This window comes from Vreelandella titanicae BH1 (assembly GCF_000336575.1).
In the GTDB taxonomy this organism is placed as follows: Bacteria; Pseudomonadota; Gammaproteobacteria; order Pseudomonadales; family Halomonadaceae; genus Vreelandella; species Vreelandella titanicae.
On the sequence record NZ_AOPO01000001.1, the window covers coordinates 321,518 to 342,184 of the forward strand.

The 20,667-nt window shown below is 54.4% G+C and carries 15 protein-coding genes; 4 read left to right on the plus strand and 11 right to left on the minus strand.

Annotated elements, in window-relative coordinates; translation table 11 throughout:
• The first annotated feature begins 155 nt into the window (after positions 1-155).
• Positions 156-2,141 (plus strand): methyl-accepting chemotaxis protein Htc1, encoded by a 1,986-nt coding sequence (gene htc1 / locus HALTITAN_RS01365; RefSeq protein ID WP_039857430.1) that lies wholly within the window; start codon positions 156-158, stop codon positions 2,139-2,141.
• A 319-nt stretch (positions 2,142-2,460) separates the two neighbouring features.
• On the opposite strand, the gene HALTITAN_RS24410 is transcribed toward htc1, so the two are convergent.
• Genes HALTITAN_RS24410 through HALTITAN_RS01385 form a run of 4 tightly spaced genes read right to left on the minus strand, consistent with a single transcriptional unit; the run spans position 2,461 to position 6,138 of the window.
• Complete coding sequence (locus tag HALTITAN_RS24410) at positions 2,461-3,228, minus strand: GntR family transcriptional regulator (protein ID WP_009286024.1); 768 nt, start codon at positions 3,226-3,228, stop codon at positions 2,461-2,463.
• Positions 3,225-4,730 carry a tripartite tricarboxylate transporter permease gene (locus HALTITAN_RS01375; RefSeq protein ID WP_039857432.1) on the minus strand — a complete coding sequence of 502 codons (1,506 nt, stop codon included), beginning with the start codon at positions 4,728-4,730 and terminating at the stop codon, positions 3,225-3,227. Before HALTITAN_RS01375 ends, HALTITAN_RS24410 begins: the two co-directional genes overlap by 4 nt.
• A gap of 8 nt (positions 4,731-4,738) precedes the next feature.
• Positions 4,739-5,215 (minus strand): tripartite tricarboxylate transporter TctB family protein, encoded by a 477-nt coding sequence (locus tag HALTITAN_RS01380; RefSeq protein ID WP_039857435.1) that lies wholly within the window; start codon positions 5,213-5,215, stop codon positions 4,739-4,741.
• Positions 5,212-6,138 (minus strand): tripartite tricarboxylate transporter substrate binding protein, encoded by a 927-nt coding sequence (locus HALTITAN_RS01385; RefSeq protein ID WP_039857438.1) that lies wholly within the window; start codon positions 6,136-6,138, stop codon positions 5,212-5,214. The genes HALTITAN_RS01380 and HALTITAN_RS01385 overlap by 4 nt, the downstream gene beginning before the upstream one ends.
• A gap of 119 nt (positions 6,139-6,257) precedes the next feature.
• Between HALTITAN_RS01385 and HALTITAN_RS01390 the strand changes: the two genes are divergently transcribed.
• Positions 6,258-8,708 carry a DUF3604 domain-containing protein gene (locus tag HALTITAN_RS01390; RefSeq protein WP_152419210.1) on the plus strand — a complete coding sequence of 817 codons (2,451 nt, stop codon included), beginning with the start codon at positions 6,258-6,260 and terminating at the stop codon, positions 8,706-8,708.
• Between the two features lie 426 nt (positions 8,709-9,134).
• On the opposite strand, the gene katG is transcribed toward HALTITAN_RS01390, so the two are convergent.
• From katG to HALTITAN_RS01420, 6 genes are all read right to left on the minus strand, one after another.
• Entirely contained in the window at positions 9,135-11,288 is a 2,154-nt protein-coding gene (katG, locus tag HALTITAN_RS01395) for a catalase/peroxidase HPI (RefSeq protein ID WP_009286028.1), read from the minus strand.
• 267 nt (positions 11,289-11,555) lie between these two features.
• Positions 11,556-12,554 (minus strand): aldo/keto reductase, encoded by a 999-nt coding sequence (locus HALTITAN_RS01400; protein ID WP_039857439.1) that lies wholly within the window; start codon positions 12,552-12,554, stop codon positions 11,556-11,558.
• A gap of 28 nt (positions 12,555-12,582) precedes the next feature.
• A complete protein-coding gene (locus HALTITAN_RS01405) occupies positions 12,583-14,349 on the minus strand; it encodes an ABC transporter transmembrane domain-containing protein (RefSeq protein WP_009286030.1) in 1,767 nt (588 codons plus the stop codon).
• A 180-nt stretch (positions 14,350-14,529) separates the two neighbouring features.
• Positions 14,530-15,330, minus strand: coding sequence for a molybdopterin-binding protein (locus tag HALTITAN_RS01410; RefSeq protein WP_051051784.1), 801 nt, complete (start codon positions 15,328-15,330; stop codon positions 14,530-14,532).
• The gene (locus HALTITAN_RS01415; RefSeq protein ID WP_051051789.1) at positions 15,323-16,204 is read right to left on the minus strand and encodes a cytochrome b/b6 domain-containing protein; all 882 of its coding nucleotides are present in this window, start codon (positions 16,202-16,204) and stop codon (positions 15,323-15,325) included. Before HALTITAN_RS01415 ends, HALTITAN_RS01410 begins: the two co-directional genes overlap by 8 nt.
• A gap of 65 nt (positions 16,205-16,269) precedes the next feature.
• Complete coding sequence (locus HALTITAN_RS01420) at positions 16,270-16,608, minus strand: pentapeptide MXKDX repeat protein (protein WP_051051790.1); 339 nt, start codon at positions 16,606-16,608, stop codon at positions 16,270-16,272.
• Between the two features lie 175 nt (positions 16,609-16,783).
• Here HALTITAN_RS01420 and HALTITAN_RS01425 point away from each other — a divergent pair, with 175 nt between their 5' ends.
• Together HALTITAN_RS01425 and HALTITAN_RS01430 are read left to right on the plus strand one after the other, a co-directional pair.
• Positions 16,784-17,500, plus strand: coding sequence for a response regulator transcription factor (locus tag HALTITAN_RS01425; protein WP_051051791.1), 717 nt, complete (start codon positions 16,784-16,786; stop codon positions 17,498-17,500).
• Complete coding sequence (locus HALTITAN_RS01430) at positions 17,497-18,999, plus strand: sensor histidine kinase (RefSeq protein ID WP_039857441.1); 1,503 nt, start codon at positions 17,497-17,499, stop codon at positions 18,997-18,999. The genes HALTITAN_RS01425 and HALTITAN_RS01430 overlap by 4 nt, the downstream gene beginning before the upstream one ends.
• Before the next feature lie 213 nt (positions 19,000-19,212).
• On the opposite strand, the gene HALTITAN_RS01435 is transcribed toward HALTITAN_RS01430, so the two are convergent.
• On the minus strand, positions 19,213-20,655 hold the full coding sequence (locus HALTITAN_RS01435; RefSeq protein WP_009286032.1) for an NAD(P)(+) transhydrogenase (Re/Si-specific) subunit beta: 1,443 nt from the start codon (positions 20,653-20,655) through the stop codon (positions 19,213-19,215).
• Positions 20,656-20,667: the final 12 nt, after the last annotated feature.

Consider the following 20,667-nt stretch of genomic DNA (forward strand, 5'->3'; position numbering starts at 1 on the left):
GATATTAAAAAAATCAAATATTTAAGCAAGTGCAGGATCGACCGTTAATGATTAGCGGTAGTAAGAATAACACCCAGGGAACCATTAAACAGTCAAAGCATAGCACTCATCAACATCCTCGTGCTTTGCTTCTGGCCAACATATCGAGGCAACAAATGAAAAAAATTTCTCGTCTTTCACTGACGCAGAAACTGCTGGTCGCTGTCGCTATACCTCTCTTAGTGGTAGCCGTCATTTTAGGCTTTGTCGTCAATCAACAGCTTAACCAGGCTATTCCAGCGTTAATCGATAATGCCGGTAAGCGGCAGGTAGAAGCACGGGCAGATGAAATCAGCCGCTGGATTACCGGGTACCGTAATTGGATCTCCGTACTTGCTCAGGATGAGCGTTTGGTGGAAGACGTGCCGCTTGCGTCTCACCGCGCTTGGCTCGAAAAGCGCTACCCACCAGGGGGCACCATCGAGTCACTGTTCTTTGCTGACGCATCCGGAGCGACCCTAACTCACGCAGGCGTCAACTTGCAGATAGCCGAACGTCCTTATTTCAAAGCCTTAGTGACTGACGGCACTCAGGATAGTCTGCTAAGCGATCCGGTTATCTCCATGGTGAGTGGCCTGCCAACGGCTATTGTCGCTGATACTGTATTCGATGAGCGTGGCAATCGAGCGGGACTGCTGGGCATGACCGTTTCCATGGCCGCCGTATCTGATATTACCTCCGATATTAATGTTGGCGATGGCAGCTACGGCTGGCTAATCGACAGCCAGGGGCAAGTCATTGCTCATCCGGTTGAAGAGTATCGAATGTCGCTCAATTACACCGATGCCGACCAGCAGGGCTACCAAGGCCTGGATGCATTGAGTCAGCAAATACTCAGCGGCACGGCAGGCTCCGGTGAAATAACCATGCCCAGCGGTGAGCAGACCGTGCTCATGTGGAGCCCAGTGGAAGGCACTTCCTGGGTGGTCGGGGTCACCGTGCCCATCACTGCCTTTACCACCGTGACTAATAGCCTGCTGCAGTCGCTGTTGTTGGCGGGTGGACTGCTATTGGCATTGCTGTTGGTGGTGGTTGCCTATGCGGCGCGGCGCTCACTTGCCCCCATCAAGCATACCGCCAGTGCCATGGCTGATATTGCCAAAGGAAAAGGTGATTTAACGCGCCGTTTAGAAGCCAAAACCCAGGATGAAATTGGCGACCTCGCCCACGGCTTTAATGCCTTTGTCGAGCGTATGCAGTCTACCCTTCAGGAAGTGCGCCAAAACGCTCGCACGGTATTATCCGATGCCAGCGATATGGCGGATGGTACTCATGAGCTTTCATCGCGTACCGAACAAGCGGCGGCTAACCTCCAGGAAACGTCTGCCTCAATGGAGCAAATTCACTCCACGGTAGCGCATACTTCCCAGGCCTCCGAACAGGCGAATAGTCTCGCGCTAGAAGCCGCCAATGCCTCAGAACGTGGCACCGATTCGATGAATCAAATGGAAGCCAAGATGGCCGCGATTAGTGATTCGGCCAATAAAATAAGCGACATTATTGGCTTGATTGACTCGATTGCATTTCAAACCAATATATTGGCACTGAACGCATCGGTGGAGGCTGCCCGCGCTGGCGAGCAGGGCCGTGGTTTTGCTGTTGTAGCGAGCGAAGTCCGCACACTCGCCAGTCGCTCGGCATCTGCGGCACATGATATTCGTGCACTGATTGATATGTCCGTGAGTCATTCAAAAGAAGGCGGTGATATTGTCAAGGCGGCGGCTGATCGCATGAAGGAGATTCGCCACAGCGTTACTCAAGTGTCGGATGTGATCGCCGAGATTGCTGCCGGCGCCCGGGAACAAACCACTGGCATCCAACAGGTCAATACCGCAGTGGCAGAGATGGATATGATGACCCAGCAGAATGCTGCCATGGTCAGCCAGAGCGCCACGCTTGCCACCAATATGCGCGATAATGCGCAACGGCTGGATCAACTGATGAGCGAGTTTGTGCTCAGTGAAGGCGGCGCTGAGAACTCTGCGCTACCCTATACGGCAGCACATAAAGCGCGGACAGGCACTGCACTACCTCAAGCACCTAGCCGCCCTCCCCAGGCCACTCAGCAAAAGCATGAAGTGGCGGAATGGGAAGAGTTCTAATTTCTCATCATTAATAAGGCTAAAAGGCACCCGCTTGGGTGCCTTTTAGCTTAAAGTTCGTAAACTTTCGTGACCAATATGCAAAAGTATATAGAGAGTTTCACTGGCATAGCATTCATACCGCCGAACTTAGTTCACCTCCCTGTAAAAGATCACGCTGCTCATGCCATAGCTCCTTAATGAAGCCCCTGCTCTGTTTCGCCCAAGAAACCTATGATCTGCTCTTCGCTGAAAAGCCTGTTCATTATGTTCAACCCCTTTGTGAGCATGATTGAACTCTTAAGTGTGGCGCCCATCAAGTTGGGGCTATTCAGTGCTTTTAAATTTCTAATATTAACAAGTCAGAAGGTGCATAGATATCCTGATAGTAGAACGGGCTACCATCGCCTAGTGATGTACAGGCTGTTACACAGAATGTCGCGTTATCAGGCCGCATTTCAAACAAAGCAGCATGACGGAGAGAGAGGTGGTTTATTGCAATGAGCGTATTTGCTTGATGAGAGCGTTGCCCCAAAAATGCTTCAAGGCAGATGCGAAGATTGACGCCTTCTAATTCACTCAATTCAATATCATCTATATTTATCAGTCTCTGCGGTAAGTACATTTCTGCACCAAGGTTGATGTTATCACCAGTGAGACGTCGACGAATGACAACGTAAGGCCCGGGGCCCAAGTGTTCGCTCCAGGGGCCACGTTCATTGGTGCGGAGTACCTCGACCTTGACCTGTGTCAGGCGTAGTGGACGATTTGTGGCGGCAACACGGAAGCGGAAATGCCAAATATTAGGGCCTAGCGGTTCTGCATCCGCTATGCGAGTGCCATCTCCGCGTCGACGCACGATTAACCCCAGATCCTGCAACTGACCCAGTGCGCTTTGCACTGTGCCGAGTGAAAGCTCAAGGCTTCTCGCCAGCTCGCTTTCTGATGGTAACCGTTCTCCAGGCTTGACCTTTCCTTCCCGTATAGCTGCCATCAAAGCTAGCCGCAGTGCAGTACGCTTGGTTTCTTGTGGATTGCGGTGACGCTCTTCTTTTAGTTTCTGTATTAATAAAGAGCACAGGGCAGCATCCTGATTTTTTTTAGTCATGCCGATTTGTTACTCTCCTTTTGGCTTCGCCATATTGCACGTGAAAGAACGGCGATTGTAAGTAGCAAGAATACTAGTGCTAATGGGCTCGCCAGAATTGAGATCCCTTCTACTTGATGAAGCAAGAGAGCTTGGCGTAAAGAAGTTTCAAACATTCCTCCTAATAGAAAACCGATGACAGTGCACACAATTGAAATTCGCGCACGAGTAAAAAGAATACCTAGACCCGCAAAAGCTAACATTACACCGACGTCCCAAAGCGATTGGGCCGGAAGGTAAATACCAAAGATACAAAACATGAGCACTGGCGGCAAAATCAGGCGACGTGGATAACGAGCAAACTGCACCCATAGTGATAAACCCGCCCGGCCAATTATAAGATGGAAAATATTCGCCAAAATCATGGAGGCGAAGAGTCCATAAATAAGCTCCCCATGCATGCTCAGCATGAAAGGCCCCGGTACAACACCATGCATAACTAGGGCGCCAACAAGTAATGCTGCCGCGATATTGCCAGGAATGCCAAGTGCGATTGTTGGAATCAGGTTAGAACCAACCACAGCGCTATTGGCGCTTTCTGTAGCAATGATACCCTCGGGCTCTCCTTTACCAAAGTTATCGCCGTTTTTGGAAGCACGTTTAGCGGCTGAGTAAGATAGAAAAGAGGCTAAGGTTACGCCTAGCCCTGGTAGCATCCCAACAAGAGAGCCAGTCAATGCCCCTCGGATTAGCGTGCGCCAGTAAGAGAAAAATTCACGTGCAGAAACAGATCGGCCTGCTTTCGTATCAGCTTGATTCGAGGCGAAGTCATCTTTTTCACGCCGGGTGATGAGATCAGAAAGCTGAATAACCACAGATGAGAGTGCAAGCGCGCCGATTGCCAAAGCTGACAGTGAGAGGCCATCTTCTAATTTAAGTTGACCAAATGTGAAGCGAGAAGTGGAGGCAACGGGGTCAAGGCCTATCGTTGAGAGTAGAATACCAAAGAAGATACCTATTCCACTTTTTAAGGGTGAATCTCCTGCAATTCCAGCAATTAATGCAAATGAGAATAACAATACAGCTGTATATTCTACTGGCCCAAACTGCAATGCGAAGGCGGCAAAAGGCACAACAAGGACGATGAGTAGTAAATCAGAAATCGTATCGCCGGTAACCGATGAAAAAAGCGAGAATTTCATTGCACGAAAAGCTTCTCCGCGCTTAGCCATAGGGTAGCCATCCCAGGCCGTTGCTGCTGCCTCGGGTGAGCCGGGAGAATTTAACAGAATAGCCGGAATGGCCCCACCGGATGTCCCTCCTTTATTGACTCCTACTAGGAAAGCAATGGCAGCTAACGGGGACATGTAAAAGGTTATCGGTATCAGTACCGCCATGGCGGTTACGCTGCCGAGTCCAGGCAAAACACCAATCACAATGCCTAAGGCAATTCCTAAAGCGATGAACAGTAAATTCATCGGCTCTAACGCTGCTGCGAATGCCTGTAAGATAATATCTAACATGGATGACCTCAGGGCAGTTGAATATAAAAGGCATGCCATGCGAGTTGCTGAAGGGCCAGCGGCAGTAATATTGAGCCTAGTGCGCATCGGATTAAATAGCGGCGCTGGCCAGCTAATACGATGCCCGTAAAACATGATACGGCGGCGGTGACGACGAATCCTACATACATGAGTAACAACATTGTGGCAATGGCCCACGCAAGCCAAGCGAGAGTTTCTAGCAATATACGGGAGCCGTTATGAGGAATTCGTCGGAGCGCCCAGTGGCGATTCTTAAACATTAGCATCGCGCCAAATAGCCCAATGAAAATGCAAGCCAGTTTAGGAAAAAAACCAGGAGAAAGCTGGCTGTGATACGTGGTCGTTTCCACACCGACTGGAATCAGCAAGAAAATAACAAACAGCGCGAAGCTGACGGTAATTGCACCTATTAAAAAATCGAAACGATCAGAAGCATCTTGTGTACAAGTTTTCTGATCTATCATGGCGCAGTCTCCTCATAAATGGCTGCCAAATCTTCATTAATGGTCATTAGTTCTGCCGTTAATTGGCTTCCAGTTAGATCCGCTAAAGGAAAACCGAGCGTGTTCATCATTAAGTCATTGAAGGCTTCGGAATGAGCGGCGGTAATAGCAGCCTCTGTTAACTTGGCGCGCAATTCTTCTGACAATCCGGCTGGAGCCCATATAGTCGCGCCTCCAGGCATGGAAACACCATATCTTTCTTGCATGGTTGGCACTTCGGGCATCGTTTCCTGAGGGGCTGCTGTCATGGAGAGAACAACATTCATTTGATCTAAGTAACGGTTATGGGCCCCGCCAGACCATGCAAAATTCACCTTATTCCCTAACAAAAAGGGAACCATTTCACCGCCGCCTTTAGTTGGCACTGCTACCCAAACAACCTGTTCACGCATGGCAATGTAATCAACAAAGGCGCGCGAGATTGAGTTCTGATCAGCATAACTCATGCTTTGTGCAGCAGAGAGTGCAAGCAAGTCTTCGAACGTTTCAATGCCTGAGCTCTTAGACGTAACGATTGCCTGGGGAAGGTCTGTAACCCTAATTATGGGGTCAAAACTACTCAGCGAATAGTTCACGTTTTCAGCAATAGGGGGCCACAGGACGGTAGACTCTGGCGCAAATAATAATGTATAGCCATCCGCTATAGCACGAGATGCAGCGGTCGTGCCGATCTTTCCGCCTGCGCCAGGCTGGGTTCTGACAAGCACATTTATATTCAATTCATTACCCAGTTCTTCGGCAAAAACACGCGCCATGGTTTCCATAGATCCCCCTGCCTGATAGGGAACAATGAGCGTGATCGGTTTTTCTGGATAGTCGGCCAGAGCAGCAAAGGGCAGAGACATCATAGTGAGAATGAAAATTGTTTGAACAAGCTTACGCATCTCAGTACTCCTGTTTATAGTGTTATTACTATGAAGTTTTGTGCGAATTTTAACCAACTTCATAGCCGGTGAAGCATAAATTGACGCCGAATGGGCATTTTTTGCTACGCGGAGTTGGCGTGAGTGTGCTGACTTATTGTTATTACTTCACAGTAATAGAGGGCTTTGCGGGCATATGTCAACAAAAATTTGCTATTTTGACTTTTTTATCCCTATATTACTATGTAGTTTTAATTGAACTCAAAACAACTCATCAAAGGTTCCCCATGCTAGGAAGACTCGATATAGACCCTGAAATGATAGGTGAATCTAAGCTCCTAACGACACCGGGCACTGATCCTGCCTTGTTTGGCACCGCGGTGATGAGTGGGCCTGAACATGTTGAAGTGCGTAGCTACCAAACTTTTCGTATTCAATACACGACTGGCAAGCTGGGCCTGGACGATACAGGCGCGATACGCTTGGCCCTTAGGTTAATCTCAGACGCTGGGTCACTACAGACGACCGACCCAACCGCTCCAAATTACGTTACGGCGCGCTCATCCGGTGATGGACAGCTGTTTCTAAAATATGACCGTAACGGGGGACAGCGTCCATGGAATGAAACCCTTACGATTTACCAGCGAGGCGGCTACCTCAAACCTGGTGAGACGATTGAGATTGTGCTGGGCGACACGACTGAAGGTTCTCCTGGTCTCTTAATGTCGACCTTCTATGAAGGCGCAAGGGTTATCCGCGTAATGGCAGACGTGCAGGCTACGGGCAATTTTATTCCGTTGCCTGATACTCATTTGGCGTTCACGGTTGGAGCAGGACCAGCGCATCGGTATTTAGCAATTTTGCCGACGCGCCGACGCTTAAACGACATCTTCTGCCTTGGATTAAAAGCCGAGGACCTTTGGGGCAACCCGACATCAAAAGGCAGTACACGCTTTGCTATTGAAAGCTCGTTACCCGTCGAAGGCCTTCCGAGTGTCATTGATTTCGCTTCAGCCAGTGGAGCGATGCGCATTGAACCTCTGCGAGTAGCCGCAGAAGAGGGGATATTGAGGATTTGGCTTACTGCTGAAGACGGAACCGTTGTAGAAGCTGGGCCGATGCAGGTTCTTACTGATGGGCCAGCACATTTCTGGGGGGATCTACACGGGCAGACCGGTGAGACCGTCGGCACCAACTCCATAGAGCACTATTTTGATTTCGCTCGAAACAAGTCGTTTCTGGACGTGACAGCCCACCAGGCTAATGATTTCCAAATTAAACCGGCTTTCTGGAAAAAGCTCAATCATTTGACAGAAACATTGAATGAACCCGGTGTTTTTACTGTGTTACCAGGTTACGAGTGGTCTGGCAATACAGCAGTGGGTGGCGATCATAACGTCTTTTTTAGAAAGGAAGGAGCGAGAATATATCGCTGTTCTCACGCATTGGTTGCGGAGCATGATGACCTTGACACTGATGCACATACACTGACTGACCTTTATAACAGGCTTCATGACGAGCCAGTGGACTCCGTCATGTATGCCCATGTTGGAGGCCGCTATGCCAATATTCATTTCGATCACGATCCCCGGTTAGAAGCAGCGGTGGAGGTACACTCTGCGTGGGGTAGTTTCGAATGGATATTAACCGATGGCTTCCCTATGCGTCGTCGAGTTGGGGTCGTTGCGAATTCTGATGGACATAAAGGTCGCCCCGGTGCCTCTTATCCAGGCGCTTCATTTTTCGGTGCCTATGGCGGCTTGACTTGCTTTCTGATGAAAGAAAATACACGTGATGCTGTCTTTGAAGCGATTCGCCGTCGCCATACCTACGGCACCTCGGGCCCGCGTGTAGCCATAGACATTAAGGCAGAGCTGACCGCTGGTGGAACACTGTTTCACCGCAACCCTATCGCTGAGCCTGATTGTGCAACCGAAAAAGTCTTTGTCTGCACTATGGGTGATATTGTGCAAATAACGGACAAAAAGGTGAAAGTTTCAGTATCAGTGGACGCCCCCGTCGGTATTGAAAGCATTGAATTGCGTCGAGGCACAAGCACGGTTGCCCTATGGCGTGGTTACGAAGACAAAAACCTTGGTAATCGTTTGCGTCTCATGTGGTCAGGCGCAGAATATCGTGGCCGTGGCCGTAATACTCGCTGGCAGGGGCGAATATTAATCAATGGTGGTTGTATAGAAAGGTTTTCACCAGTAAATCGCTTAAACCCTGAGCAAACCTTAGAACAAGTCGGGTCAAAAAGTGTGATTTTCAATACGATTACCACTGGCAATCGGATGGGATGTGATATTTGGCTTGAAGAAGAGAGCTCTGAAGTTGAGGTGACAACCAATCATGGTGAGCTTTCACTTACACTTAAAGAGATGGATGGCAAACCGGTGGTAATGAGTGCAGGAGGGCTTGAGCGGAAATTAATAGCCCAGCGGCTACCTGCAGGCGGATTAGCTACTTCAGCGCACTTTCAAAAAGAAATAGAGATCGAAGAAGACGGTGATACCCCAGTTTGGCTTTGCGTTAACTTGGAGGACGGTAACCAGGCTTGGACTTCCCCTATATATTTGTTCCAAAAATAATTGCCATGGCTGCGTCGAAACCAGGCGCGGCTTATGCATTTATGTCAGCATCTCCCCCTCTGTAGGCGGCTATCCTGAGGGATGGTAGGAGAAGTTGTATCAGCGGGCTTAGCTAAAAAATGGCAACCAAGGTCAGCATAATGGAGTTTTACACAGGCATGCCACGTGAGATGGAAGCGCATAGAATCCGGCCCGTTATCGGTAAGGCTATGATCGCGTAACGATGCTTGCCCTCTAAAAATGGGGAATTACCCTGGCTACTTTGTTTGTAAAAACGCCTTTTCCTTTTTGTTGCATCAGAAATTCTGAGTTAGCTTAAACCCGGCATAAAAGGGCTATTGTTAATTCAAAACACCACTATTATTCGCAAAAAACCCCGCATCCGAGGATGCGGGGTTTGCTTGCTTTCAATACATTTCGATATATTTAAGCGATGTCAAAGCGATCCGCGTTCATCACTTTCGTCCAGGCGGCGACGAAGTCTTTGACAAACTTCTCGTCGTTATCATCCTGGGCGTAGACTTCCGCGTAGGAGCGCAGCAGCGAGTTAGAACCGAACACCAGGTCAACGCGGGTAGCCGTCCACTTCACAGCATCTGTTTGACGGTCGCGGATCTCATAGGCATTTTTGTCCACCGGCTTCCAAGTGTTGCCCATGTCGGTCAGGTTGACGAAGAAGTCGTTGGTCAGTTGGCCTTCACGGTCGGTGAACACGCCATGCTTGGTGCCACCATAGTTGGTGCCGAGTACACGCATACCGCCCAGTAGCACGACCATTTCCGGCCCTGTCAGCCCCATCAGTTGAGCGCGATCCAGCAACAGCTCTTCCGGCTTCACTACATAGTCTTTCTTCTGCCAGTTACGGAAACCGTCAGCCAGCGGCTCTAGCGGCTCGAACGATTCGCCATCGGTCATTTCAGCAGAAGCATCGCCACGCCCTTTCAGGAAAGGTACGCGAACGTCGTAGCCTGCGGCTTTGGCGGCTTTCTCAATGGCGAAACTACCGGCCAGAACGATCACGTCGGCAAGGCTTGCGCCGGTGTCGGCAGAAATCTTCTCGTAAACTGCTAATACGCTGGCGAGACGCGCAGGCTCATTGCCCTCCCAATCCTTCTGAGGCGCCAAACGAATGCGGGCACCGTTGGCACCGCCGCGCATGTCAGAGCCGCGGTAAGTGCGGGCACTGTCCCAGGCGGTGCTGACCATGTCACTGATGCTCAGGCCGGCCTCGGCGATTTTCTGCTTAACCACTTCTTCGCTGTAGTCAGTGCTACCAGCCGGAATAGGATCCTGCCAGATCAAGTCTTCAGCGGGCACTTCCGGGCCGATGTAGCGCGATTTCGGGCCTAGGTCACGGTGGGTCAGTTTGAACCATGCTTTAGCGAACGTTTGCTTGAAGTACTCCGGATCCGCCATGAATTTTTCACAAATGGCGCGGTAGGTCGGATCCATTTTCATGGCCATATCCGCATCGGTCATGATCGGATTGTGACGGATAGAGGGGTCGCTGGCATCAACCGGCTTGTCCTCTTCCTTAATGTTCACCGGTTCCCACTGGTGAGCGCCTGCTGGGCTCTTGCGTAGCTCCCACTCGTGTCCAAACAACAGGTCGAAATAGCCCATGTCGAACTTGGTGGGGTGAGTGGTCCAGGCGCCTTCAATGCCAGACGTTACAGCATTACTCGCTTTGCCACCCATGGTTGGGTTGCCCCAGCCCAACCCCTGATTTTCAACGTCCGACGCTTCGGGCTCAGCACTCAGTGCTGCCGCGTCGCCGTTACCGTGGCACTTACCCACGGTGTGGCCACCGGCAGTCAGGGCTGCGGTCTCTTCGTCGTTCATCGCCATACGAGCGAAGGTTTCGCGTATCTGCTGGCCGGTCTTCAGCGGGTCGGGCACACCATTAACACCTTCAGGGTTAACGTAAATAAGACCCATCTGAACCGCAGCTAGCGGATTTTCCATGGTTTCCGGCTTTTCAACGTCCGCGTAGCGCTCATCGGAAGGTGCCAGCCACTCTTTCTCATCGCCCCAGTAGATGTCTTTCTCCGGGTGCCAGATGTCTTCACGACCAAACGAGAAGCCGTAAGCAGGCAGTCCCATTGATTCGTAGGCAACAGTACCGGCTAGAATCATCAGGTCGGCCCAACTGATCTTGTTGCCATACTTTTTCTTGATCGGCCACAGCAGACGGCGCGCTTTATCAAGACTAACGTTATCCGGCCAGGAGTTGAGTGGTGCAAAACGCTGACTACCGGTACCGCCGCCACCGCGGCCGTCGGCCAGACGATAAGTACCCGCAGAGTGCCACGCCATGCGGATCATTAGACCACCGTAGTGGCCCCAATCGGCAGGCCACCAGGATTGGCTATCTGTCATCAGCGCGTGAACATCTTGCTTGAGCGCGTCAAAATCGAGCTTTCTGACCTCTTCCCGATAGTCAAAATCAGCATCCATCGGGTTCGTTTTGCGGTCATGCTGGTGCAAGATATCCAGGTTAATCCCTTCCGGCCACCAGTCTTTGTTAGACGTGCCTGTGGAGGTATTACCACCATGCATTACAGGACATTTACCACTCATAGCTCTCTCCCTCTAACTTCAGTGTGTCTTAACGGCTTTTGTCTTGGTTGCGTTCGTCTTGGGTATGTTGAAAAGAGCGGCTACCAAGTCGACTGACGGTGAGCCCCCTAACGCTTACGATAGTGCTATCGCTCTGCCTGCTGTGCAGGGGAAGGGCGCTTCACTCACTTGGTACTGTTTTAAAGCAGATCCCTCATAGGCACAATTTGCTTTTTGTGACCGATCTAATAGCTTTTATACATCGGCAGTCTGCTGGCGCTACAGTGGTTAAAATTCTTCGGTGTCGATATCTGCCTGCTGGGCCTCGTTGTAGCGGGCGCCTGCCACTTGGTCTGGCATCATCATGGCATTCAACTGAGACAAGCTGGTGACATCCAGGTGCAGCATTTCCGCGGCTAAATTTTCGCGCATGTGGTCAGCGGAGCGAGTGCCGGGAATGGGGATAATATCGTCGCCTTTGGCCTTCAGCCACGCCAGTGCCAGCTGCCCCGGCGTGACGTTTAAGGCCCGCGCCAGCGACGCAAGATGTTCAAATAGTTTTAGATTATGCGGGTAGTTGTCGGCGCTGAAGCGCGGCATGTGACGGCGTATATCGCCCTCCTCTAGGCGCGCTGGATCCTGAATGGCACCGGTTAAGAAGCCTCTTCCCAACGGGCTAAACGCCACCAGGGCAGTTCCCACTTCGCGGCACGCATCGATCAGGGCGATTTCCGGGTTACGCGTCCACAGCGAGTATTCCGACTGCACCGCGGCAATGGGATATTCGGTGACCGCGCGGCGCAGCGTTAGCGCAGAAATTTCAGATAACCCCACACCACCAATCTTGCCTTCTTCCACCAGGCGCCCCAGCGCACCCACGCTCTCTTCAATGGGGACTTGGCGATCCAAGCGGTGCAGGTAGTAGAGATCTAAATGGTCGGTACGCAGGCGCGCAAGGCTCGCTTCGCACTGTTTTCGCAGGGTTTCCGGGCGGCCATCAATGACCCGCTTGCCTGACTCAGGGTCCATCGCCATGCCGCATTTACTGGCCAGAAAGAGTTGGTGCCGCTTTCCCTCCAGGGCGCGCCCGACCACTTTCTCATTGGCCGTGGCGCCATACAGCGTGGCGGTATCGAAGTGGCGATAGCCCATATCAAAGGCCTCATCCAGCGCCCGTAGGGCTGCGCTTTCCGGCACGATGCTGCCGTAACCGTGGGAGAGATTCATACAGCCCAGACCAATCGAAGGGGCATTTACGGCATTAAGGCGCTGAAAGAAGCTCGACATCGGTATTCCCATCATTAAAAGAATCGTTTTATAACGTTTCACCGCCAAACTGCAACGCGGCTAAATGACGATAGAGCGCGCTGGTGGTGAGCAATTCCGCGTGAGTGCCCGCCGCTACCAGTTTCCCACCCTCAAGCACCAGTAAGCGGTCAGCGGCGATGACAGTCGCCAGCCGATGGGCGATCACGATGCTGGTGCGCCCGACCATCAGCCGATCCAGCGCGTGCTGCACCAGCCGCTCACTCTCCGCATCCAAGGCGCTGGTGGCTTCATCCAACAGCAGTACCGCAGGATTTTTGAGCAGCGCCCGAGCAATAGCGAGCCGCTGACGCTGGCCTCCGGAGAGCTGCACACCACCGGGGCCTAGGGGCGTGTCAAAGCCTTGGGGCAGCGCATCGATAAAGTCGAGGGCGCTGGCATCCTGAGCGGCAATGCGTAATCTATCGATATCAGCCTCAGGATCACCATAGCGAAGATTCTCGGCCACAGAGCCGCTAAACAGCACCGGCTCCTGCGCCACTAACCCCATGGCACTGCGTAAGGCGGCAAGATCTAGCGTACGGACATCCCTATCATCCAAGGTAATGCGCCCCTGGCTGGGGTCATAAAAGCGTAGCAGCAGCGCCAACAGCGTGCTTTTACCTGCCCCGGAAGGCCCCACCACCGCTACTCGTTCTCCCGGCTTGATATGTAGATCAAACCCGTTCAGCGCTGGGGTTTCCCGACCAGGGTAGGTAAAGGTGACGTTCTCCAGGGTAATCTCACCACGCGAAGGGCTTGGCAGGCTCTGCGGATTTACCGGCGACTGGATAGCGGGCTGGGTATCGAGCAGCTCCAATAAGCGCTCGGCAGCGCCTGCCGCACGCTGTACATCCCCTGCCACCTCGGCCAGGGTGGCAATGGCCCCTGCTGCCAGCACGGCGTAAAAGATAAACGCCGATAGCTCGCCCGCACTCATGGTTCCGTTTAGCACCGCCTGACCGCCCTGCCAGAGCATTAAGCCAACCGCGGTAAACACCACCAGCATGGCGATACCGGTTAACCAGGCGCGCTGCTGGGTGCGCTCTACAGCGCTGCCAAAGGCCTGTTCAACCCGCTGGCCGTAGTGGCTTTTATCCATCGCCTCGTGGGTAAATGCCTGAAGCGTTTTAATACCGCTCAGCGCCTCCTCAGCATAGCGACCTAGTTCGGCCACGCGATCCTGACTGGTGCGCGAAAGCCGCCGCACCCGGCGGCCGTACCACACGATGGGCAGCAGAGTGGCGGGGATACCTATCAGCACCATTGCCGAGAGCCACGGTTGAGTGACCAGCATTAGCACCACGGCGCCCACCAGCATGACCAGATTACGCAGCGCCAGCGAGACTGAAGAGCCAAACAGGCTCTGTAGCACACTGGTATCGGCGGTTAATCGTGAGGCAATCTCTCCGGCGGCACGGCCGTCGCTTGCGCTCTCGAAAAAGCTGGGTTCTAAGGTGAGTAAATGATCAAACACTCGCTGGCGAAGGTCGGCAGCCAGGCGCTCGCCAATCCAGGTCACTTGGTAGTAGCGCAGTGCGGAGGCAAACGCCAGCACGGCCACTACCACCAGCATCAGAGCCAGTGTTTGCGCTAGCGCCTGCGCATCCGCGTCCAGAAAACCGCGGTCGATGATTAAGCGCAGCCCATTACCCAGCAGTAGCACGCTTCCCGATGCCATGAGTAGCGCTAGGCCAGCCAGAGCCAACCGCGTGCGGTAGGGGCGCAGTAGACCCAACAAACGCAGCAGCACTCGGGGATTGGGGCGTTGATTCATAGTAGCGATTGCTCAATACATAAGGGGGTATTCGACCATAGCAGGAGTAGCAGTACCCTGCACAGAATCTAGTCGGCCCAGCCGTCGAGCGGAAGTATCGGGACCTCAGGCAACAGATAGCATGTTAAAGATTGTACGACGAGCCTAAAGTGAAGCCCTCAAGCGCTCGGCGGTCATCGCCTAGATGCCCGCCCACCAGTCATACCCCCTATCCTCCCAATATCCTCCCTTGCCGCCGTGGAGCTGTTTGAAGCTTTCCACCAGTTCGACGCGCATCACGTACTTGGCCTGCTTGTAACCCAACTGACGCTCGGCGCGCAGACGGATCGGCGCCCCATTGGCCACCGGTAGCGGTTCGCCGTTGAGATCGTAGGCAAGCAGCGTCTGCGGATGATACGCCTCGATCATGTCGAGGCTCTCGTAATACAGATCCGACCCACCGTAGGTGTGATCTGCACAGTGAAAAACCACGAAGCGCGCGGTATCTGCCGGACGCACCCGATCAAGCAGATCCGCCAGAGGAACGCCGGTCCACTGCCCGATACAGCTCCAACCCTCGACGCAATCGTGACGAGTGATCTGGGTTCGTGAGGCCATTTCCCGAAGCGCCAGCAATGACAGCGTCATCGGCTCTTCGACCAGACCGTCGATGGTCAGACGCCAGTCGGCGAATCCATTCTCGACCCAGGCACGATAGTAATCCTCCTGCGGGTTGGTGGTGCCATTGGGACGAAACACCGGCGCGATCTGACTCTCGTCGAACTCCTTGGCGAGTGCCTGGCGCGAGGCGATCAGACGCTGGGCCTTGTAAGAGAGTTGCTCGACGTTACTCAGCGCCGCGCGCACGGGCGCGCTTTCCGACAGTCGATCGCAACCGGTGAGGAAGGTGCCAGCCCCCAACGCGCACAGGCCACCCAGTAGTCGCCGTCGAGCGCGGTCAGGCGCTGGTGATGTCGAGAGTCTGGTGTTTGAGTCAGTCATGCCTAGGCTCCGATCCGTCATGCGCTTCTACCTGGATACGGTAGCGACCGCTTACCATCGAGCGCAGGTTGTTGAAAACGCCGGATACCAGTACCAGCGCGATGTGCACGATGAAAAAGCCAATGAGGGCTGTTGCACAGAGAAAATGAAAGGTGCGAGCACTCTGTCGTCCGCCGAAAAGTTCGGTGAGCCACGGCCAGGCGGCGTTGACACTGGGTGCCATGGTCAGCCCCGACAGAATCATGACTGGCAGCAACCCGAACAGCACCAGAAGATAGGTCAGCTTCTGGATACCGTTGTAGTCAGCTTCGTGATGAAAACGCAGCCGCGCATGATCAAGTAGCGTCCGCGGAATGTTCTTCAACTGCACCCACGTTGGAAACAGCGCCCGTCGTCGTTGGGGCACCAGCAGGGTATAGAGCAGATACGCGACAACCAGCGGCACGAAGATCCACGCAGCCAGAAAATGCCAGTTGCGCCCCATCGTCAGCCACTTGTCCCCCGGCAGCGTCGCCCAGCGGGGGAAGGCCCGTTCGCGTAGCTGGCCGTTGTCATCGGAAAGCCCCAGTACACCGGTGGTGTCAAACGCCTGCCCAGCGATGCGAACCACGCCCATGCGCTCGCCATCTTCGGCGGTGCGCGCATGTATCGCGATGAAAGGGTTGGCGAAATCGGATTGCTCCCCCCAATAAAGCGCGGGGTGTGCATTGAATATCTGCAAACCGCTCATCAGCAACACGATCAGGCAGACGAGATTCGTCCAATGCCACAGACGAGTCGCCAACGTATGTCGTTTGATCACTCGTGTGGCCGGCGCACCGGGCACATTACCGGTCGAGTCACTATCGATCGTAGCTTTGACAGACTCAGACATGATATTGACCTCGAAACGAAGGCGTCCGGCAAACCAGACAGCGCCTGGTTGCCGGACCGCAACTTTTAGTTGGCATGCTCCATGGAGTCGCTGCTCATTTCGTCATGGCTCATGCTATCGTCGTGGCTCATGCCGTCGTCGTGGCTCATGCCATCGTCGTGGCTCATGCCATCGTCATGGCTCATGCCATCGTCGTGGCTCATGCCATCGTCGTGGCTCATGCCATCGTCGTGGCTCATGCCGTCGTCGTGGCTCATGCCATCGTCGTGGCTCATGCCGTCCTGACTCATCGAGTCCTGGGACATATTGTCGGTCTGGGCACTGGCGAGCGTGGTGAAGGCAAGGCCGCCGCTCAGCAGTACAGCACTCAAGGCGAGTAGATATTTGGGTGTCGTGCGGGTCATGATGCTCTCCTGATTTATCTAGGCAAACCGTGTCCGGTCCGACACGGCTTGCCCAAGATAAACAGGAATTGCAGCTCAATCATCACGGAATCATAACGTTCGGTGATAACGTTTCCGTGATGATTGACGAGGTACACTGGGCTAGGATTCACAGCTCACTTAAAGGAGAACCGATATGTCGTGCCCGATACTTTGCGTCGAGGACGATCCCGATATCGGTCGGCTATTAACGAGCATTCTCGTACAGGCGGGCCATCAGCCGACCTGGGTTTCGACCGGGGAAGAAGCCTTGCATCGATGGCGGAATGCCTCGCTCGTCGTTCTTGATCTGATGTTACCGGGCATCGACGGTCTCGCCGTGTGTCGAGACATTCGCACTCACGACGCCACCATTCCGATCATCATGCTGACGGCGCTCGCCGGAACGCGGGACGTGGTCGTCGGTCTGGAAATCGGTGCCGACGACTACATCACCAAGCCATTCGACACCGACATCCTATTGGCGAGAATCCAAGCGCTTCTGCGTCGTCGAAAGGCGATGGAGGCGCGTACGTCGTCGACGCTTATGAAGATAAAGGCGCTGGAGATCGACATCGACGGCTACAGCGTCAAATTCGACGGAAACATGATTCAACTCACGACCCGGGAGTTCGCCCTACTGGTGTTCTTTGCCCGCCACCCTGGTAAGGGATTTTCCCGCAGCGAGTTGCTCGATGCCGTATGGGGCCCGGAATTCGACGGCTTTGATCACACCGTCAATACGCACATCAATCGGTTGCGCAGCAAGATAGAGCCAGACCCGGCGCGGCCCGAGTACATTCTCACCGTATGGGGCACCGGTTACCGGTTCACCGACGCCCCGGCATCAGCCTCCGACGAGAACGCCCCATGAGCCTCGGCCAATCGCTGCGCAGAACCTACCGCAGCCTGTTCGCGCGCATCGTGTTCGTCTATCTGGTGAGCATGATCGCACTCTCCACCACGACCACGCTGGTGGCGGTCGATCAGTTCAACCAGTTGGGACGCGAATGGCTGCAGCGCAATGAGATCGACATGGCCCATCACCTGACCCGCGTACTGCAGGATTCGCTCGACGACGGCGTCGACGCCCCCTCGACTCGAGCGGCCGTAGAGCAGGTCATGACCATCAATCCGGCGCTCTCGCTCTACGCGCTCGACACTGACGGCACGGTGGTTGGCGCTTACGACCCCGACCGCTGTGGACTCGGCCGCCGGATCGACCGGGGTGCTATCGACGAACTGCTTTCCGACATGCCCATGCTGCCGGTCTACGCAGACATGCCCTGCCGGGGCGACGAGGGCGTTTTTTCGGTTGCCCCGATCACCTACGGCCCACAGCAGCAATCGGGCTATCTGATGGTGCAACTGGAGGCGAACACAGACGTCTCGATGGCCAACATCTGGCAAACGAGCAGCATCTCGCGCACGCTGCTCATCGCAGGCTGCGTGGCGTTGGCATTGACGCTGGCGGTGGGGCTGGCCCTCTTCGCTTTTCTGACGCGACGCTTTTCCCGGCTGACCCGCACCGTCCAACACTTTGCCGAGGGCGATTACCGGCAGCGCAGTCCCGAGTCGATCGACGACGAAATCGGCCGGGTCGGGCGTGCCTTCAACGACATGGCGGCCACCATCGAAGCCCAGGTCGAGGCGCTGCACGATACCGACCGCCAGCGTCGGGAACTCATCGCCAACCTGTCCCACGAATTCCGCACGCCGATGACCTCCCTGTTGGGCTATGCCAAGCAGTTGGATCGCAGGCCTCTCGACGATGAAACACGCAGCGGTCTGGACGCCATTCGCGCCAACGTGGAACGACTGGCCCAGCTGGCCGACCAGCTCTCGCAGATGTCTCGCGCCAATATCGCTGGCCGACCGCTATGCCCAAGCACGTTCTCCTTCGCCGAACTGGCCAACGACATTCTGGGTAAATTTCACCCTCGCGCGCTGGAGAAAGGCATCGAGCTTCGTGTGGAAAACCAGGCGGCGATAGCCGAGGTCTCCGCCGACATCGAACTGATCGATCACGCGCTGACCAATATGGTCGACAATGCCATCACCGCCACCAACACCGGCGGCACGGTCTCGATCCGGATTCTCGAGTTCGACGATACCCGGCTCAAGATCGGGGTCAGAGATACCGGTGTCGGCATCCCCGAAAAAGAAATCCCCCTCATCTCACAGCGCTTCTATCGCACCACGATTGGGCGCGAGCGGGGTGAAGGCACCGGGCTGGGACTCGCCATCGTCTCCGAAGTGCTGAAGCGCCACGAGTCCCAACTCGTCATCGAGAGCAAACCGGGAAAAGGCACCTGTATCTGGTTCACGCTGCCGAAGACGATACTCGATGAGAGGGCGATCCGTCCGGGCTGACGAGTTGGCATTCGACTCGCCCGCTATGCGGTCAATACGCTGGAGAAACGCGACATGGACGCTGAACTGATTGACATCGCCCCATGGGCAGTCGCGCAACTAAAAAGCCCGCGATTGCTCGCGGGCTCAGTACTTAATGGCTCTTAGTAACCTAGCGTCTAGCTAAGTTGCATGGGTAGCCAAGTTGCATGGGTAGCTAAAAGTTGCAAAGGCCTAATCAATCAACGGCAGCAGTGTATTCAGGCTATCCCGGGCATCGCCATAAAACATCCGCGTGTTCTCTTTGAAGAACAGCGGGTTTTCGATACCGGAGTAGCCGGTGCCCTGGCCGCGTTTGCTGACGAACACCTGCTTGGCTTCCCATACCTTCAATACCGGCATACCAGCGATGGGGCTATTGGGGTCTTCCTCGGCCGCAGGGTTCACGATGTCGTTGGAGCCAATCACGATCACCACGTCGGTGGTGGGGAAATCGTCGTTGATTTCGTCCATCTCCAGCACGATATCGTAAGGCACCTTGGCTTCTGCCAGCAGTACGTTCATATGCCCTGGCAAGCGGCCCGCGACCGGGTGGATACCGAAGCGCACAGTTTTGCCCGCTGCACGTAGCTTACGCACCAGGTCGCTCACTGCGCTTTGCGCCTGGGCCACTGCCATGCCGTAGCCCGGTACGATGATTACGCTATCGGCATCGTTCAGGGCACTCGCTACACCCCCGGCGTCAATCGCCACCTGCTCGCCTTCGATCTCCGCCGCGGGGCCAGTGCTGCCGCCAAAGCCGCCTAGGATCACATTGACGAAGTTGCGGTTCATCGCCTTACACATAATGTAAGAAAGAATCGCACCGGAGGAGCCCACCAGCGCACCGGTGACAATCAGCAGGTCGTTGGAGAGCGTAAAGCCGACCGCCGCCGCCGCCCAGCCGGAGTAGCTGTTGAGCATGGAGACCACCACCGGCATATCGGCACCGCCAATACCCATAATCAGATGGTAGCCAATAAAGAATGCCAGCGCTGCGAGCACTAGCAGCGTCCAGAAGCCTGCGCCGTTGAGGTACAAAATCGCCAATAGCAGTGACAGCACGGCCGCCCCGGCGTTGAGCAAATGGCCGCCAGGCAGTTGGCGTGGTTTACCGTCGACTTTACCTGCCAGCTTGCCAAACGCTATTACCGAGCCGGTGAAGGTCACCGCGCCGATAAAGATGGCGAAAACCACCTCAATTTGCAGAAAGGTAAGTTCGTCTGGGGCCTTGGTGGCCACCAGCGCGGCAAAAGCGGAAAACTCCTGTGCGGCGCCATCCACTGCCTGCGCCGCCATGACTCGGCGGCGCTCTAAGTCCGCGCTCCAGGCCACAAACACCGCGGCTAAACCGACAAAGCTGTGCAGCGCCGCCACTAGCTGGGGCATTTCGGTCATCTCGACCTTGCCCGCTACGTACACGCCGATGCCTGCCCCAATCACCATCATCGGAATCAGCCACCAGTAGCCGCCAATACCCGGGCCTAAAGCGGTAAAGAACACCGCCACCGCCATGCCCACAATGCCGTACCACACGGCTCGTTTGGCTTTTTCTTGGTTACTCAGGCCGCCCAGCGACAGAATAAACAGCACACTCGCCGCGATTGCCGCGGCAGATACGAATCCTTGTCCTAACATATCGTCTCTCCG

Excerpts from the sequence above, each read along its gene's own strand:
- katG (WP_009286028.1), bottom strand. The coding sequence starts at position 11,288 with ATGAGTGGTAAATGTCCTGTAATGCATGGTGGTAATACCTCCACAGGC.
- HALTITAN_RS01420 (WP_051051790.1), bottom strand. The coding sequence starts at position 16,608 with ATGACCCGCACGACACCCAAATATCTACTCGCCTTGAGTGCTGTACTG.
- HALTITAN_RS24410 (WP_009286024.1), bottom strand. The coding sequence starts at position 3,228 with ATGACTAAAAAAAATCAGGATGCTGCCCTGTGCTCTTTATTAATACAG.
- HALTITAN_RS01400 (WP_039857439.1), bottom strand. The coding sequence starts at position 12,554 with ATGTCGAGCTTCTTTCAGCGCCTTAATGCCGTAAATGCCCCTTCGATT.
- HALTITAN_RS01380 (WP_039857435.1), bottom strand. The coding sequence starts at position 5,215 with ATGATAGATCAGAAAACTTGTACACAAGATGCTTCTGATCGTTTCGAT.
- HALTITAN_RS01430 (WP_039857441.1), top strand. The coding sequence starts at position 17,497 with ATGAGCCTCGGCCAATCGCTGCGCAGAACCTACCGCAGCCTGTTCGCG.
- HALTITAN_RS01385 (WP_039857438.1), bottom strand. The coding sequence starts at position 6,138 with ATGCGTAAGCTTGTTCAAACAATTTTCATTCTCACTATGATGTCTCTG.
- HALTITAN_RS01375 (WP_039857432.1), bottom strand. The coding sequence starts at position 4,730 with ATGTTAGATATTATCTTACAGGCATTCGCAGCAGCGTTAGAGCCGATG.
- HALTITAN_RS01425 (WP_051051791.1), top strand. The coding sequence starts at position 16,784 with ATGTCGTGCCCGATACTTTGCGTCGAGGACGATCCCGATATCGGTCGG.
- HALTITAN_RS01405 (WP_009286030.1), bottom strand. The coding sequence starts at position 14,349 with ATGAATCAACGCCCCAATCCCCGAGTGCTGCTGCGTTTGTTGGGTCTA.
- HALTITAN_RS01435 (WP_009286032.1), bottom strand. The coding sequence starts at position 20,655 with ATGTTAGGACAAGGATTCGTATCTGCCGCGGCAATCGCGGCGAGTGTG.
- htc1 (WP_039857430.1), top strand. The coding sequence starts at position 156 with ATGAAAAAAATTTCTCGTCTTTCACTGACGCAGAAACTGCTGGTCGCT.
- HALTITAN_RS01410 (WP_051051784.1), bottom strand. The coding sequence starts at position 15,330 with ATGACTGACTCAAACACCAGACTCTCGACATCACCAGCGCCTGACCGC.
- HALTITAN_RS01415 (WP_051051789.1), bottom strand. The coding sequence starts at position 16,204 with ATGTCTGAGTCTGTCAAAGCTACGATCGATAGTGACTCGACCGGTAAT.